This is a genomic window from Escherichia sp. KTE159, from assembly GCF_000408805.1.
GTDB classification, from domain to species: Bacteria; Pseudomonadota; Gammaproteobacteria; order Enterobacterales; family Enterobacteriaceae; genus Escherichia; species Escherichia marmotae.
On sequence record NZ_KE137292.1, the window covers coordinates 3,039,569 to 3,054,040 of the forward strand.

The 14,472-nt window shown below is 52.5% G+C and carries 16 protein-coding genes; 4 read left to right on the top strand and 12 right to left on the bottom strand.

What is annotated here, in order from left to right:
• Window positions 1-57: 57 nt before the first annotated feature.
• Both A31E_RS07340 and A31E_RS07335 read right to left on the bottom strand, forming a co-directional pair.
• Window positions 58-693, bottom strand: a complete 636-nt coding sequence (locus tag A31E_RS07340) for an NAD(P)H-binding protein (RefSeq protein ID WP_001517153.1) — start codon at window positions 691-693, stop codon at window positions 58-60.
• Between the two features lie 42 nt (window positions 694-735).
• On the bottom strand, window positions 736-1,158 hold the full coding sequence (locus tag A31E_RS07335) for a YhbP family protein (protein ID WP_000449448.1): 423 nt from the start codon (window positions 1,156-1,158) through the stop codon (window positions 736-738).
• A 50-nt stretch (window positions 1,159-1,208) separates the two neighbouring features.
• Here A31E_RS07335 and yhbQ point away from each other — a divergent pair, with 50 nt between their 5' ends.
• Window positions 1,209-1,511: a DNA damage response exodeoxyribonuclease YhbQ gene (yhbQ, locus tag A31E_RS07330; protein ID WP_000189335.1), complete on the top strand. Its 303-nt coding sequence runs from the start codon at window positions 1,209-1,211 to the stop codon at window positions 1,509-1,511.
• On the opposite strand, the gene A31E_RS07325 is transcribed toward yhbQ, so the two are convergent.
• Together A31E_RS07325 and A31E_RS07320 are read right to left on the bottom strand one after the other, a co-directional pair.
• Window positions 1,498-2,001: a GNAT family N-acetyltransferase gene (locus A31E_RS07325; protein ID WP_000908549.1), complete on the bottom strand. Its 504-nt coding sequence runs from the start codon at window positions 1,999-2,001 to the stop codon at window positions 1,498-1,500. The genes yhbQ and A31E_RS07325 overlap by 14 nt on opposite strands.
• Complete coding sequence (locus A31E_RS07320; protein WP_001517154.1) at window positions 1,995-2,519, bottom strand: ubiquinone anaerobic biosynthesis accessory factor UbiT; 525 nt, start codon at window positions 2,517-2,519, stop codon at window positions 1,995-1,997. The genes A31E_RS07325 and A31E_RS07320 overlap by 7 nt, the downstream gene beginning before the upstream one ends.
• Before the next feature lie 208 nt (window positions 2,520-2,727).
• On the opposite strand from A31E_RS07320, the gene A31E_RS07315 reads away from it, so the two are divergent.
• The 3 genes from A31E_RS07315 to A31E_RS07305 all read left to right on the top strand — a co-directional run bounded on the left by A31E_RS07315 (window position 2,728) and on the right by A31E_RS07305 (window position 5,698).
• Window positions 2,728-3,723: a ubiquinone anaerobic biosynthesis protein UbiU gene (locus tag A31E_RS07315; RefSeq protein ID WP_001517155.1), complete on the top strand. Its 996-nt coding sequence runs from the start codon at window positions 2,728-2,730 to the stop codon at window positions 3,721-3,723.
• 8 nt (window positions 3,724-3,731) lie between these two features.
• Window positions 3,732-4,610: a U32 family peptidase gene (locus tag A31E_RS07310; protein ID WP_001517156.1), complete on the top strand. Its 879-nt coding sequence runs from the start codon at window positions 3,732-3,734 to the stop codon at window positions 4,608-4,610.
• 80 nt (window positions 4,611-4,690) lie between these two features.
• Window positions 4,691-5,698, top strand: a complete 1,008-nt coding sequence (locus A31E_RS07305; protein ID WP_016249243.1) for a luciferase-like monooxygenase — start codon at window positions 4,691-4,693, stop codon at window positions 5,696-5,698.
• Window positions 5,699-5,827: 129 nt separating this feature from the next.
• On the opposite strand, the gene mtr is transcribed toward A31E_RS07305, so the two are convergent.
• The 8 genes from mtr to rbfA all read right to left on the bottom strand — a co-directional run bounded on the left by mtr (window position 5,828) and on the right by rbfA (window position 14,429).
• The gene (gene mtr, locus A31E_RS07300; protein ID WP_001517158.1) at window positions 5,828-7,072 is read right to left on the bottom strand and encodes a tryptophan permease; all 1,245 of its coding nucleotides are present in this window, start codon (window positions 7,070-7,072) and stop codon (window positions 5,828-5,830) included.
• Between the two features lie 154 nt (window positions 7,073-7,226).
• Entirely contained in the window at window positions 7,227-9,110 is a 1,884-nt protein-coding gene (deaD, locus tag A31E_RS07295) for an ATP-dependent RNA helicase DeaD (RefSeq protein ID WP_010379192.1), read from the bottom strand.
• The gene (gene yrbN / locus A31E_RS25400) at window positions 9,103-9,183 is read right to left on the bottom strand and encodes a protein YrbN (protein ID WP_010723222.1); all 81 of its coding nucleotides are present in this window, start codon (window positions 9,181-9,183) and stop codon (window positions 9,103-9,105) included. The genes deaD and yrbN overlap by 8 nt, the downstream gene beginning before the upstream one ends.
• A 106-nt stretch (window positions 9,184-9,289) precedes the next feature.
• Complete coding sequence (nlpI, locus tag A31E_RS07290; RefSeq protein ID WP_000802080.1) at window positions 9,290-10,174, bottom strand: lipoprotein NlpI; 885 nt, start codon at window positions 10,172-10,174, stop codon at window positions 9,290-9,292.
• A gap of 108 nt (window positions 10,175-10,282) precedes the next feature.
• Window positions 10,283-12,418, bottom strand: coding sequence for a polyribonucleotide nucleotidyltransferase (gene pnp, locus A31E_RS07285; protein ID WP_000933928.1), 2,136 nt, complete (start codon window positions 12,416-12,418; stop codon window positions 10,283-10,285).
• A gap of 247 nt (window positions 12,419-12,665) precedes the next feature.
• Complete coding sequence (gene rpsO / locus A31E_RS07280) at window positions 12,666-12,935, bottom strand: 30S ribosomal protein S15 (RefSeq protein ID WP_000059469.1); 270 nt, start codon at window positions 12,933-12,935, stop codon at window positions 12,666-12,668.
• A 148-nt stretch (window positions 12,936-13,083) separates the two neighbouring features.
• Window positions 13,084-14,028 carry a tRNA pseudouridine(55) synthase TruB gene (gene truB / locus A31E_RS07275; protein WP_000089692.1) on the bottom strand — a complete coding sequence of 315 codons (945 nt, stop codon included), beginning with the start codon at window positions 14,026-14,028 and terminating at the stop codon, window positions 13,084-13,086.
• Entirely contained in the window at window positions 14,028-14,429 is a 402-nt protein-coding gene (gene rbfA, locus A31E_RS07270; protein ID WP_001040205.1) for a 30S ribosome-binding factor RbfA, read from the bottom strand. Before rbfA ends, truB begins: the two co-directional genes overlap by 1 nt.
• Window positions 14,430-14,472 lie beyond the last annotated feature (43 nt).

Genomic DNA, 14,472 nt, shown 5'->3' on the forward strand with positions numbered 1-14,472 from the left:
AAAGTTATGATAATTGAGCGCGAGAATATTACGCTCACCATCAATTATTGGGAATAATTATTCAGCTCTTTTGCGTAATTCTGAAGAGCTTAAAATGGTCACGCCTTCATGCTCTGGCCGCATCGCTTCTGCCAGCATTACCCGCGCCACGTCTCGCGCATCAATGGATTTCCAGTTCCCTGGTAGCAAACGGAACAGTGGCGCAAAAAGGGTTTCGTTCATCCGCTGTTTGTTACGATCGCCCAGCAACATCGACGGGCGAGCGATGGTCAGTTTCGGCCAGTTCTGAGCAATTAACGCCTCTTCCATCTCCCCTTTGACACGGTTATAAAAAAATGGTGAATGCGCGTTTGCCCCCATCGCACTGACCACCAGCATATGCTGCGCGCCCAGCCGCCGTCCGGTTAATGCCGTATCCACCACCAGCGTGTAATCAGCGTGAATAAATGCCTCTTTACTGCCCGCCTCCCGCCGCGTGGTGCCAAGGCAACAAAAAACAATGTCTATCGGATCGGTGACCTGCGCCAGCGCGTCGGTCAATTGTGGATCGTGTGGGTTATAGACTCCCGGCATATCTGCTAATGGGCGTCGCGTCGGCGCGGCAATAGCCTGTACTTTCGGTTCATTAATCAACATCCGCAGTAGATGCCCACCCACCAGCCCCGTTGCGCCTGTAATTAAAACCTGACTCATATTGCCTCCGGCCCTGTATATGTACTCATGTTTAACTATAGGTTACCGTTGCCAGACCAGTTTTTTCCCAAAGCCCAGCGTGTTGTCGGTGAATTTTATCTCATCGAGGCGGATTTCCCACACCGGTGCCGACAGCGTCCGGGCAACCGGGAAGCGGCGATTATAGGCCTGACGTGCGAGGTCACTTTCCTCACCTTCCAGTCTGCGGATCTCACCTTTAAACTGCACGCCACGAATTAATGCCACCGTTTTCGGCTGACCATTTACCGTTCCGGCAACCGGAGCCTGCGGCCCGCTCATCTGCGCATGGCGCGTTTTTTCTTCCGTCAAAATGTAAAATGCAACTTTCTGCGCATCAAAAAGATAAAAGGCATTGGCGCACCACAGTTCCCCGTCCTGCTGCACGCACCAGGTGACAACATGTTGTTTTGCCAGCCAACGGCTAATTGCGGTGAGTGTTTCCATTTCTGTTCTCTTTTATACTGTTGGCCAGACCTTAACATGTGACACAGACGATGACACCCTGGTTCCTTTACTTGATTCGTACCGCCGACAATAAGCTTTATACCGGGATCACCACGGACGTCGAACGCCGCTATCAGCAGCATCAAAGCGGTAAAGGGGCGAAAGCACTGCGCGGGAAAGGCAAACTGACATTGGCATTTTCCGCACCGGTTGGCGACCGTTCGCTGGCATTACGGGCGGAATATCGCGTCAAGCAACTGACCAAACGACAGAAAGAATGCCTGGTTGCGGAAGGCGCTGGGTTTGCAGAGTTATTAAGTAGCCTGCAAACCCCGGAGGTTAAAAGCGATTGAAGTGATCGTGGTACTCAACCAGCCCGGTTACACCATTCAGCGCGTCATCCGCTAAACGATGTACCAGGAAGGCACTTTCTGTGCCCGGCCAGCGGCAACGCAGATCGTGATGCGCCGCCAGTTCAAAGCCAAAACGGCTGTACAGCGCCGGATCGCCCAGCGTTACCACTGCGGCATAGCCGAACTCATTAAGCGAATCCAGTCCTTCATAGACCAGTTGGCGTGCCAGCCCTTGCCCGCGATATTTTTCATCTACCGCCAGCGGAGCCATGCCAACCCATTGCAGGTCTTCGCCCTGCACATCTACCGGACTGAATGCCACATAGCCAATGACCTGGCCTTCGTCATCTGTCGCCACCAGTCCCAGCGTCAGAAAGCCATCTTCACGCAGATCGTGAACCAGCTTCGCTTCCGCATCGCTTTCGAATGAACGACGCAGCAGGGCATCAATACCCGGCGCATCAATGGGAATTTCTACTCGAATTAGCATGGTTCACCTACCGATGTCTGTTTGGTTTCAGGCGTGGTTTTCATCCCCGCCTCAACAAAATCCGCCAGTTGCAGCAGCATCATGCGTAAGGCTTTTGGCATCTGCTCCAGTTCAATGGCGTCCATCAGGTTTTTCACATACAGCCCCAGCTCCGTATCACCTTCAATCACTAGCCGACGCTGGAAGAAAAGTGTATCCGGATCCTGTTTACGCGCTGCGATCATCAGCAAATCGCTGGCGTCGGCACTAAAACTCACGTCTGCTTGCGCGTTCTGGCTAACGACCAGTTTGCCATTCACCACCGAGGTAAACCATTGCAGGTCAATATCACGCACATGAATACTTAACCAGCGGCCTTCAAGGAATTCCAGCTCGCCATCGTCCAGCGCCTGGCGGAATTGCCAGCTTAAGACTTGCTCAAGAACCTGGCGTTTTAACGCAAATGGCGTCAGTTTTACCGGTACACTCAACAGAGATGGCCCCAAATGCACAATACGGGAACGCAGTTTATCCAACACGAGTTTTACTCCCTGTTTCAACAATCATCCTATTTTGCCATATCAGGAAAATAACATAGCGGTATAAATCAACAATTCCATATGAAATTGCTGCTACCACCAATACAACTTTAACTGCCTTAAATCAAAAATTGTCGCAGCAAGGTTAACTAAAATCCCAGTTCGTTAACATTTTTGCGTTTTGATAGCGCAACCTTCAGGAAAAATTATGGAGCTGCTCTGCCCTGCCGGAAATCTCCCGGCGCTTAAGGCGGCCATCGAAAACGGCGCAGATGCTGTTTATATCGGGCTAAAAGATGATACCAATGCCCGTCACTTCGCCGGCCTTAACTTTACCGAGAAAAAATTGCAGGAAGCGGTGAGTTTTGTCCATCAACATCGCCGCAAACTTCACATCGCGATTAACACTTTTGCGCACCCGGACGGCTACGCCCGCTGGCAACGTGCCGTGGATATGGCGGCACAACTGGGTGCCGACGCGCTGATCCTTGCCGATCTTGCCATGCTGGAGTACGCCGCCGAGCGTTACCCACATATTGAGCGTCACGTGTCGGTGCAGGCTTCAGCGACCAATGAAGAGGCAATTAACTTTTATCATCGCCATTTTGATGTCGCCCGCGTGGTGCTACCACGCGTACTGTCGATTCACCAGGTGAAACAACTGGCACGGGTCACGCCAGTTCCGCTGGAGGTCTTTGCTTTCGGCAGCCTGTGCATTATGTCGGAAGGACGTTGCTATCTGTCGTCGTATCTGACCGGTGAGTCGCCCAACACCGTGGGTGCGTGTTCTCCTGCCCGCTTCGTGCGCTGGCAACAAACGCCGCAGGGGCTGGAATCCCGCCTTAACGAGGTGCTGATCGACCGTTATCAGGACGGCGAAAACGCAGGTTACCCGACGCTGTGTAAAGGGCGTTATCTGGTGGACGGCGAGCGCTATCACGCACTGGAAGAACCAACCAGTCTCAATACCCTGGAACTGCTGCCTGAGCTAATGGCGGCGAATATTGCTTCGGTGAAAATCGAAGGCCGCCAGCGTAGCCCGGCGTATGTCAGCCAGGTGGCGAAAGTCTGGCGTCAGGCTATCGACCGTTGTAAGGCCGATCCGCAAAACTTCGTGCCGCAAAACGCGTGGATGGAGACGCTCGGGTCGATGTCCGAAGGCACGCAAACCACCCTTGGCGCATATCACCGTAAATGGCAGTGAGAAAAGCAATGAAATATTCCTTAGGGCCAGTGCTGTGGTACTGGCCAAAAGAGACGCTGGAAGAATTTTATCAGCAGGCCGCCACCAGCAGCGCCGACGTGATTTATCTTGGTGAAGCGGTATGCAGCAAGCGTCGGGCAACGAAAGTTGGCGACTGGCTGGAGATGGCAAAATCGCTCGCCGGAAGTGGCAAGCAGATTGTGCTCTCCACGCTGGCGCTGGTACAGGCCTCTTCCGAGCTGGGCGAACTGAAACGCTATGTTGAGAACGGCGAGTTTCTGATTGAAGCCAGCGATCTCGGCGTGGTGAATATGTGCGCCGAACGCAAACTCCCGTTCGTCGCCGGGCATGCGCTGAACTGCTACAACGCAGTGACGCTGAAAATATTGCTCAAACAGGGCATGATGCGCTGGTGTATGCCGGTAGAACTTTCCCGCGACTGGCTGGTGAATCTGCTCAATCAGTGTGATGAACTGGGTATTCGCAACCAGTTTGAAGTGGAAGTCTTGAGCTACGGCCATCTGCCGCTGGCGTACTCAGCCCGCTGCTTCACCGCACGCTCGGAGGATCGCCCGAAAGATGAGTGCGAAACCTGCTGCATTAAATATCCGAACGGGCGCAACGTGCTGTCACAGGAAGATCAGCAGGTGTTTGTGCTCAACGGCATTCAGACCATGAGCGGCTATGTTTACAACCTCGGTAACGAGCTGGCGTCAATGCAGGGGCTGGTCGATGTGGTTCGCCTGTCACCGCAGGGCACAGACACTTTTGCTATGCTCGACGCCTTCCGCGCCAATGAAAATGGCGCTGCGCCGCTGCCGTTAACGGCTAATAGCGACTGCAACGGTTACTGGAAACGGCTGGCAGGGCTGGAACTGCAAGCGTAAGTAAATAGCTCACTTTGTTAACAACTTTAACTACTCTTTAATGCAGTATTAAAGATTAATCGGTAACAAAGTGAGCTGTTATGACTGATAAAACCATTCCGTTTTCGCTACTCGATCTGGCCCCCATCCCCGAAGGTTCAACGGCGCGAGAAGCGTTCTCCCACTCTCTGGACCTGGCTCGTCTGGCTGAAAAGCGCGGCTATCATCGCTACTGGCTGGCGGAACATCACAATATGACCGGCATTGCCAGTGCGGCGACATCGGTGTTGATTGGCTATCTGGCAGCGAATACCACCACGCTGCATCTGGGTTCCGGCGGCGTGATGTTACCTAACCATTCACCGTTGGTAATTGCAGAACAGTTCGGCACACTCAATACGCTCTATCCGGGTCGAATCGATTTGGGGCTGGGTCGTGCTCCAGGTAGCGATCAGCGGACAATGATGGCGCTGCGTCGCCATATGAGTGGTGATATTGATAATTTCCCCCGCGATGTTGCTGAGCTGGTGGACTGGTTTGACGCTCGTGATCCCAATCCACATGTACGCCCGGTGCCAGGCTATGGCGAGAAAATCCCGGTGTGGTTATTAGGCTCCAGCCTTTACAGCGCACAACTGGCGGCGCAGCTCGGCCTGCCGTTTGCCTTTGCCTCACACTTCGCGCCGGATATGCTGTTCCAGGCACTACAACTTTATCGCAGCAACTTCAAACCCTCCGCACGACTGGAGAAACCGTACGCAATGGTGTGTATCAATATCATCGCCGCTGATAGCAACCGCGACGCTGAATTCCTGTTTACCTCGATGCAGCAAGCCTTTGTGAAGCTACGCCGCGGTGAAACCGGGCAACTGCCACCACCGATTCAGAATATGGATCAGTTCTGGTCGCCGTCCGAGCAGTATGGCGTGCAGCAGGCGCTGAGTATGTCGCTGGTGGGCGATAAAGCGAAAGTGCGTCACGGTTTACAGTCGATCCTGCGCGAAACCGACGCTGATGAGATTATGGTTAACGGGCAGATTTTCGACCACCAGGCGCGGCTGCATTCGTTTGAACTGGCGATGGATGTGAAGGAAGATTTACTGGGATAGTGTGTTTTATTTTGTCGGATACGGCGGGAAGCCTTATCCGACCTGGCAACGCCGCCCTACGTAGACCTGATAACCGAAGCGCATCAGGCATTGTGCAGGCAGCAGAAATGTCGGATAAGGCACAGATGATTACTGATACACCGGCAGCAAATTAAAGCTCGATAAAATATGGATCAATGCATTGCCAATACCAAATAGCAGAATCAGAACGATCATCGGTTTGCCGCCCCAGACGCGGAATTTCGGGCTGCCAAAGCGTTTACGCGATGCGCGGGCCAGCAGAGCCGGAACAATTGCCGCCCAGATGGTAGCAGCTAAACCAGCATAACCAATGGCGTAGAGAAATCCGTTAGGGAACAGCAGGCCACCAACGACAGGTGGCGCAAAGGTCAACAGTGCCGTTTTAAAGCGCCCCAATGCCGAATCATCAAAGCCAAACAGATCCGCCAGATAGTCGAACAGGCCCAGCGTTACGCCGAGGAACGAACTCGCTACCGCAAAGTTTGAGAACACTACCAGCAGCAGATCCAGACTACGACTGTTCAGCACACCGCTTAATGCCTGCACCAGCACATCAATATTTCCGCCCTTCTCTGCAATGCCAATAAACTCCGGACGCGGAATGTTGCCCATCGTCGCCAGCAACCAGATGGTATACAGCGCCAGCGCCATCAACGTACCGTACACCAGACATTTCACAATGGTTTTCGGGTCTTTGCCGTAATACTTCATCAGGCTTGGTACGTTGCCGTGATAACCAAACGACGCCAGACAGAACGGTAGTGTCATCAGCAGATACGGTGCATAAGACGCATTGCTTTCCGCAACGTTGAACAATGTCGCAGGCTGCACATGCCCCAGCAAGCTACCGAAGGTGAGGAAGAATGTAATAACTTTCGCTCCCAACACAATCGCCGTCATACGGCTGACTGCTTTGGTGCTCAACCACACCACAAACGCCACCAACAGTGCAAAACCAAAACCTGCCGCTCTGGCCGGAACATTCAGCGACATCTCCGCGAAGGTGTGATGCAAAATAGAACCGCTGGCAGAAATATAGGCGTAGGTCAGAATGTAGAGCACAAAGGCAATAGAGATACCGTTGACGACATTCCAGCCTTTGCCCAGCAAATCTTTGGTGATGGTATCAAAGCTCGAACCGATTCGATAATTCAGGTTAGCTTCCAAAATCATCAATCCGGAATGCAGCATACAAAACCAGGTGAAGATTAGCGCCGCCATTGACCAGAAAAACCACGCCCCGGACATGACCACGGGCAAGGAGAACATCCCTGCGCCAATAATGGTGCCGCCGATAATCACCACGCCGCCAAGCAGCGACGGTGACGTTTGGGTGGTGGTTAGTGTTGCCATAAGGGCTTCTCTCCAGTGAAAAATAGTGCGACTGCGTTGTTATGTGTTGCACTGTACCAGTACACGAGTACAAAAGAAATAAAAAAAAGCCCCAATCGATATGATTAGGGCTGTATATATTATTTTACAGAATGTATTCGCTGATCAGCGCGAATTACGCATCGCCACCGAAACGACGACGACCGGTAGACTCTTCACGACGCGGTGCACGGCCTTCGCGACGTTCGCCACTGAAGCGACGACCATCACCACGACCACCTTCACGGCGTTCACCGCTGAAGTTGCGACCGCCTTCACGACGCTCGCCACCGACACCACGACCACCACCACGACGTTCAGTTTGCGGCTGTGCATCGCCCAGCAGTTGCATGTTCATCGGCTTGTTGAGGATGCGGGTACGCGTAAAGTGTTGCAGCACTTCACCCGGCATACCTTTCGGCAATTCGATGGTGGAGTGAGAAGCAAACAGCTTGATGTTACCGATGTAACGGCTGCTGATGTCACCTTCGTTAGCAATTGCGCCAACGATATGACGAACTTCAACGCCATCATCACGACCCACCTCAATGCGGTACAACTGCATATCGCCAACATCGCGACGTTCACGACGCGGACGATCTTCACGGTCACCACGCGGGCCACGGTCGTTACGATCGCGCGGACCACGATCATCACGGTCACGGAACTCACGTTTCGGACGCATCGGCGCATCTGGCGGCACGATCAGAGTACGTTCGCCCTGTGCCATTTTCAGCAGTGCGGCAGCCAGAGTTTCGAGATCCAGCTCTTCACCTTCTGCAGTCGGCTGAATTTTGCTCAGCAGTGCACGGTATTGATCCAGATCGCTGCTTTCCAGTTGCTGCTGTACTTTAGCAGCAAATTTTTCCAGACGGCGTTTGCCCAGCAGTTCTGCGTTCGGCAGTTCTACTTCTGGAATGGTCAGCTTCATAGTACGTTCAATGTTGCGCAGCAGACGACGCTCGCGGTTCTCAACGAACAGCAGCGCACGACCCGCACGACCCGCACGACCGGTACGACCGATACGGTGAACGTAAGACTCGGAATCCATCGGGATATCGTAGTTAACCACCAGGCTGATACGCTCAACGTCCAGGCCACGGGCCGCAACGTCGGTCGCGATCAGGATATCCAGACGACCATCTTTCAGACGTTCCAGAGTCTGCTCACGCAGTGCCTGGTTCATGTCACCGTTCAGGGCAGCACTGTTGTAACCGCTGCGCTCAAGGGCTTCAGCCACTTCCAGAGTCGCGTTTTTGGTACGAACGAAGATAATCGCCGCATCAAAATCTTCCGCTTCCAGGAAACGTACCAGCGCTTCGTTTTTGCGCATACCCCAGACAGTCCAGTAGCTCTGGCTGATGTCAGGGCGGGTAGTCACGCTGGACTGAATGCGCACTTCCTGCGGCTCTTTCATAAAGCGGCGGGTAATGCGACGAATCGCTTCCGGCATGGTTGCAGAGAACAGAGCGGTCTGATGACCTTCCGGGATCTGCGCCATAATGGTTTCAACGTCTTCGATGAAGCCCATGCGCAGCATTTCGTCAGCTTCATCCAGAACCAGACCGCTCAGTTTAGAGAGATCCAGAGTGCCACGTTTCAGGTGGTCCAGCAGACGGCCCGGAGTACCGACAACGATCTGCGGCCCCTGACGCAGGGCACGTAATTGCACGTCATAACGCTGGCCGCCGTAAAGGGCAACCACGTTTACGCCGCGCATGTGTTTAGAGAAATCCGTCATTGCTTCAGCAACCTGTACCGCCAGTTCGCGGGTCGGTGCCAACACCAGAATCTGTGGTGCTTTCAGCTCAGGATCAAGATTTTGCAGCAGAGGTAAAGAGAATGCTGCAGTTTTTCCGCTCCCCGTCTGGGCCATACCCAGAACGTCGCGGCCATTCAGCAGATGTGGGATACACTCTGCCTGAATTGGAGATGGTTTTTCGTAACCCAGATCGTTAAGGGCTTCAAGGATAGGAGCCTTCAGGCCCAGATCTGCAAAAGTGGTTTCGAATTCAGCCATGTAGTACGTGTGCCTCAAAATTAATGGCGGCCAGTCTACATAACTCATCATGAAATTGATCAGCAATTTTCATTGAAAAGTGTGAACCGGCTCAAAGTAGGTGTATTAACGAACAACAACGCCCTCACCCGTTAAGGTGATGGCAATCAAATAAGATTACGGGCTGATGTGTACGTCAGCTATTGCTGGTCCGATTCTGCCAGGTCATCTTGGTCCTGGCCCAGGAGCGATAATTCCAACAATGCGTATCGGTGCTCAACAAAGTTATGAACGTTGTTGGCAACCGCCAGTTTGAACAGTGCCGTGGCGCTGTCCAAATCCCCCAGACTTAGGTAGTACTTACCTAAATAGAAGTTGGTTTCACTGAGATGCTCAGCGAGCGAGGTGTTATCCGTTGCGTCCGCCTTGAGCCTTTCCATTAACGTTTGTTCGCTAATGTTGCCCAGGTAGAACTCGACAATGTTCCATCCCCACTGTTCCTTGTCCGATTTTTCGAAGTGCTGTTTCAACACTTCTTTAGCCTGCTTCTCATCGAGCTTCTGCTCAGCGAGATAAAGCCACAGACTACGGAAAGGATCATTGGGATCGTCTTGATAAAACGCCAGCAGATCATCTTGCGCTAACTTGTCACGACCGCCGTAATATAATGCGATCCCGCGATTCAAGTGCGCGTAGTTGTAAGTTGGATCAAGCTCAAGTACAGAATCAAACGCTTCATAGGCAGCATCAAAATTGCCTGCCTGCGTTAAATATATGCCTAAGTAATTGAATACTTCAGGCATATCCGGTCGGATTGCCAGCGCTTGCGAAAAATCGTTACGCGCTAATGCCCTCAGACCGAGACTATCATACAACACTCCGCGCTCATATAAAAGCTGCGCGCGTTCGTCATCGGTTAAAGCCCGACTGGCAAGGATCTGTTCCATACGTGCCAGAATCACTTCCTGCTGTAAAGTCGGTTGCAATGGTACTGCGAGGACTTCACTTTTACGCCAGGAAGTATTACTGCATCCTGCAAGCGTAAGTGCTGTCGCAACGAAACACCAGCGCAAAAAAGGCTTCATTTCCCACTCCCGAAGACCACGGTTGAATGAACGTCCTGTTCCCGGTTGCTAACAAGGCGTCCTGCCCGGTTAAAAGCCCCCCGTCAACGCGGAGGGCAAATGGCAACCTTACTCGCCCTGTTCAGCAGCCGGAGCTTCCGGTGCTACAGCAGGTTGAGACTGCTCAGTCGCTTCTTTAATGCTCAGACGGATACGGCCCTGGCGATCAACTTCCAGAACTTTTACCGGAACTTCCTGACCCATCTGCAGGTAATCAGTCACTTTCTCAACACGCTTGTCAGCGATTTGAGAGATGTGTACCAGACCTTCTTTACCGCCGCCGATGGCAACAAATGCGCCAAAGTCAACGATACGGGTCACTTTACCATTGTAGACGCGACCCACTTCGATTTCTGCAGTGATCTCTTCGATACGACGAATAGCGTGTTTTGCTTTCTCGCCGTCGGTCGCGGCGATCTTCACAGTACCGTCATCTTCGATTTCGATAGTGGTGCCGGTTTCTTCAGTCAGAGCACGGATTACAGAACCGCCTTTACCGATAACGTCTTTAATCTTGTCCGGGTTAATCTTAATGGTATGGATACGCGGAGCGAACTCAGAGATATCGCCACGCGGCGCGTTGATCGCCTGTTCCATTACGCCCAGGATGTGCAGACGCGCACCTTTAGCCTGGTTCAGCGCAACCTGCATGATCTCTTTGGTAATACCTTCAATTTTGATATCCATCTGCAGTGCAGAGATACCGTCACGGGAACCCGCAACTTTGAAGTCCATATCGCCCAGGTGGTCTTCGTCACCCAGAATGTCAGACAGTACAACGTAGTTGTCGCCTTCTTTCACCAGCCCCATTGCGATACCCGCAACAGCGGCTTTGATTGGCACACCTGCGTCCATCAGCGCCAGAGACGCACCGCACACAGAAGCCATAGAAGAAGAACCGTTGGATTCGGTGATTTCAGACACAACACGTACGGTGTACGGGAATTTGTCCATATCCGGCATTACTGCCAGCACGCCGCGCTTCGCCAGACGACCGTGACCAATTTCACGACGCTTCGGAGAACCGACCATGCCGGTTTCGCCTACGGAGTACGGAGGGAAGTTGTAGTGGAACAGGAAGGTGTCAGTACGTTCGCCCATCAGTTCATCAAGAACCTGTGCGTCACGTGCAGTACCCAGTGTTGCGGTAACTAGCGCCTGAGTTTCACCACGGGTAAACAGCGCAGAACCGTGAGTACGCGGCAGCACGCCTGTGCGCACATCCAGACCACGGATCATATCTTTTTCACGACCGTCGATACGCGGTTCGCCTGCCAGTACGCGGCTACGAACAACGTTTTTCTCGATAGCGTGCAGAATTTCACCCAGTTCGTTTTCGTCCAGAGTTTCGTCTTCAGCAAGCAGCGTAGCGATGGTTTCAGATTTGATGACATCAACCTGTGCATAACGCTCTTGTTTGTCGGTGATGCGGTAAGCATCGCTCAGACGAGCTTCAGCCAGTGCAGCAACGCGCGCGTTCAGCGCTTCGTTTACCGGCTCCGGCTGCCAGTCCCAACGCGGTTTACCGGCTTCTTTCACCAGTTCATTGATGTTCTGAATAACAACCTGCTGCTGTTCATGACCGAACACCACTGCGCCCAACATGACGTCTTCGCTCAGCAGTTCTGCTTCAGATTCAACCATCAGCACAGCGGCTTCAGTACCGGCAACAACCAGATCCAGTTTGCTCTCTTTCAGCTCATCCTGAGTTGGGTTCAGTACATACTGGTCATTGATGTAACCCACGCGAGCAGCACCAATCGGACCATTGAACGGGATACCAGACAGAGACAGTGCTGCGGAAGCACCAATCATCGCAACGATATCCGGGTTAACCTGCGGGTTAACAGAAACCACGGTGGCGATAACCTGAACTTCGTTGACGAAGCCTTCCGGGAACAGCGGGCGAATCGGGCGGTCAATCAGACGCGCGATCAGGGTTTCGCCTTCGCTTGGACGGCCTTCACGACGGAAGAAGCTACCCGGGATACGACCAGCAGCGTAGGTACGCTCCTGATAGTTAACGGTCAGAGGGAAGAAGTCCTGACCTGGTTTGGCTTTTTTCTGGCCAACAACGGTAACGAATACCGCGGTGTCATCCATGCTAACCATAACTGCGGCAGTGGCTTGACGCGCCATCATGCCAGTTTCCAGTGTAACGGTATGTTGGCCGTACTGGAATTTACGAACGATCGGATTAAGCAATGTAATATCCTTTCTCTTTCTTAGACAGCACCTTAACGGCACTGGTGTTAATACCCGATCTTCTGCGCATCCTCGCGACTAATGACAACCCTAACCCAGCCTGATGTGGGTAAAGCCTCTCATTAGCCGCGCGAACCTCTGCAACGGAAGATCATTCATAGCAACAATACATTAGTTTCCAGTGAATTGCTGCCATCAGCTTGAAAAAAGGGGCCACTCAGGCCCCCTTTTCTGAAACTCGCAAGAATTAGCGACGCAGACCCAGGCGCTCGATGAGCTGGGTGTAACGTGCTACGTCTTTACGTTTCAGGTAGTCGAGCAGTTTACGACGCTGAGAAACCATGCGCAGCAGACCACGACGGCTGTGGTGATCTTTTTTGTGCTCTGCAAAGTGGCCCTGCAGGTGGTTAATCTGTGCAGTCAGCAGTGCTACCTGAACTTCGGTAGAACCGGTGTCGTTTGCACCACGACCAAACTCAGAAACGATTTTAGCTGTTGCTTCAGTACTTAGAGACATTTTAAAACTCCAAAGTATATAGAATGAAAGGACGCCGATCTCTAATTCAGCGATCCCAGTGTACGTTACGTAAAGTGTTAAACAATTTACGCGACGTTAAGCGGCAGTATTCTACTCGTAGCGACCTGTTATCGCAAGATGGATAGCATTACGCCGGGTATTCAACCACCAGGCGACGAGGCGCAACGCGGCCTTCATCGTCAATTTCGCCCATACCGATAAACTTACCGTTTTCACCTTCTGTAACACGAACCAGTCCTTCCAGTGGCGCACCGGATGTACGAACCGGGTTACCATTTTTGAAGTAAACAGAAGACGTTAGCGGAAGATTCACCACCGGGTAGTCCGAAGCTGGACTGTCCATTGGCATCAGTAATGGATCAAGTAATTGTGCCGCCGAAATACCCTGCTGTTCGGCTTGCTCGACAAGTTCACGCAGATGTTCCAGAGTCACCATTCGTTCAACCGGATATTTGCTTACAGCCAGACGGCGCAGATAAATCACATGTGCGCCACAGCCAAGTTTTTCACCCAGGTCATCAATGATGGTGCGGATATAGGTGCCTTTTGAGCAATGAATTTCCAGCTCCAGTTCATTGCCTTCGTGACGAATAAACAGCAACTCATAAACGGTAATCGGTCGTGCTTCACGAGGCACTTCAATGCCCTGACGCGCGTACTCGTACAGTTTTTTACCCTGATATTTCAGCGCAGAATACATCGAAGGGATTTGTTCAATATCGCCACGGAATGAATCGAGTGCCGCCGCCAGTTGCTCTGCACTAAAGGTTACCGGGCGCTCCTCAACGATTTGTCCGTCTGCGTCAGAAGTATCAGTACGCTGCCCAAGACGCGCAATCACCCGATAACGTTTATCAGAGTCCAGCAGGTACTGGGAAAACTTCGTCGCTTCCCCGAGACAAATCGGCAACATGCCGGTCGCCAGCGGGTCCAGCGCGCCGGTATGTCCAGCACGATTGGCGTTATAAATGCGTTTCACTTTTTGCAGCGCATCGTTGCTGGACATACCCTGCGGTTTATCCAGCAACAAAACGCCGTTAATGTCGCGGCCGCGACGACGAGGACGACTCATTAGTCCTCCTTGCTGTCGTCCGGATTAACACGACGTTCTTCGTCATGCTTAACCACACTGGTCACCAGGTTTGACATACGCATCCCTTCAACCAGTGAGTTGTCGTAGAAGAAGGTCAGTTCCGGCACGATACGCAGGCGCATCGCTTTACCAAGCAGGCTGCGGATAAAGCCGGAGGCTTCCTGCAACGCTTTGATGCCCGCTTTTACTGCATCTTCATCTTTGTCGTTGAGGAAAGTTACATACACTTTGGCATAGGCCAGGTCACGAGACATCTCGACACCGGAAACGGTGGTCATCATGCCCAGACGAGGATCTTTAATTTCGCGTTGCAGGATGAGAGCGATCTCTTTTTGCATTTCCTGCGCTACGCGCTGCGGGCGACCAAATTCTTTCGCCATAATAAATTCTCCTGACAAAAAAGGGGCCATAAGCCCCTTTTTA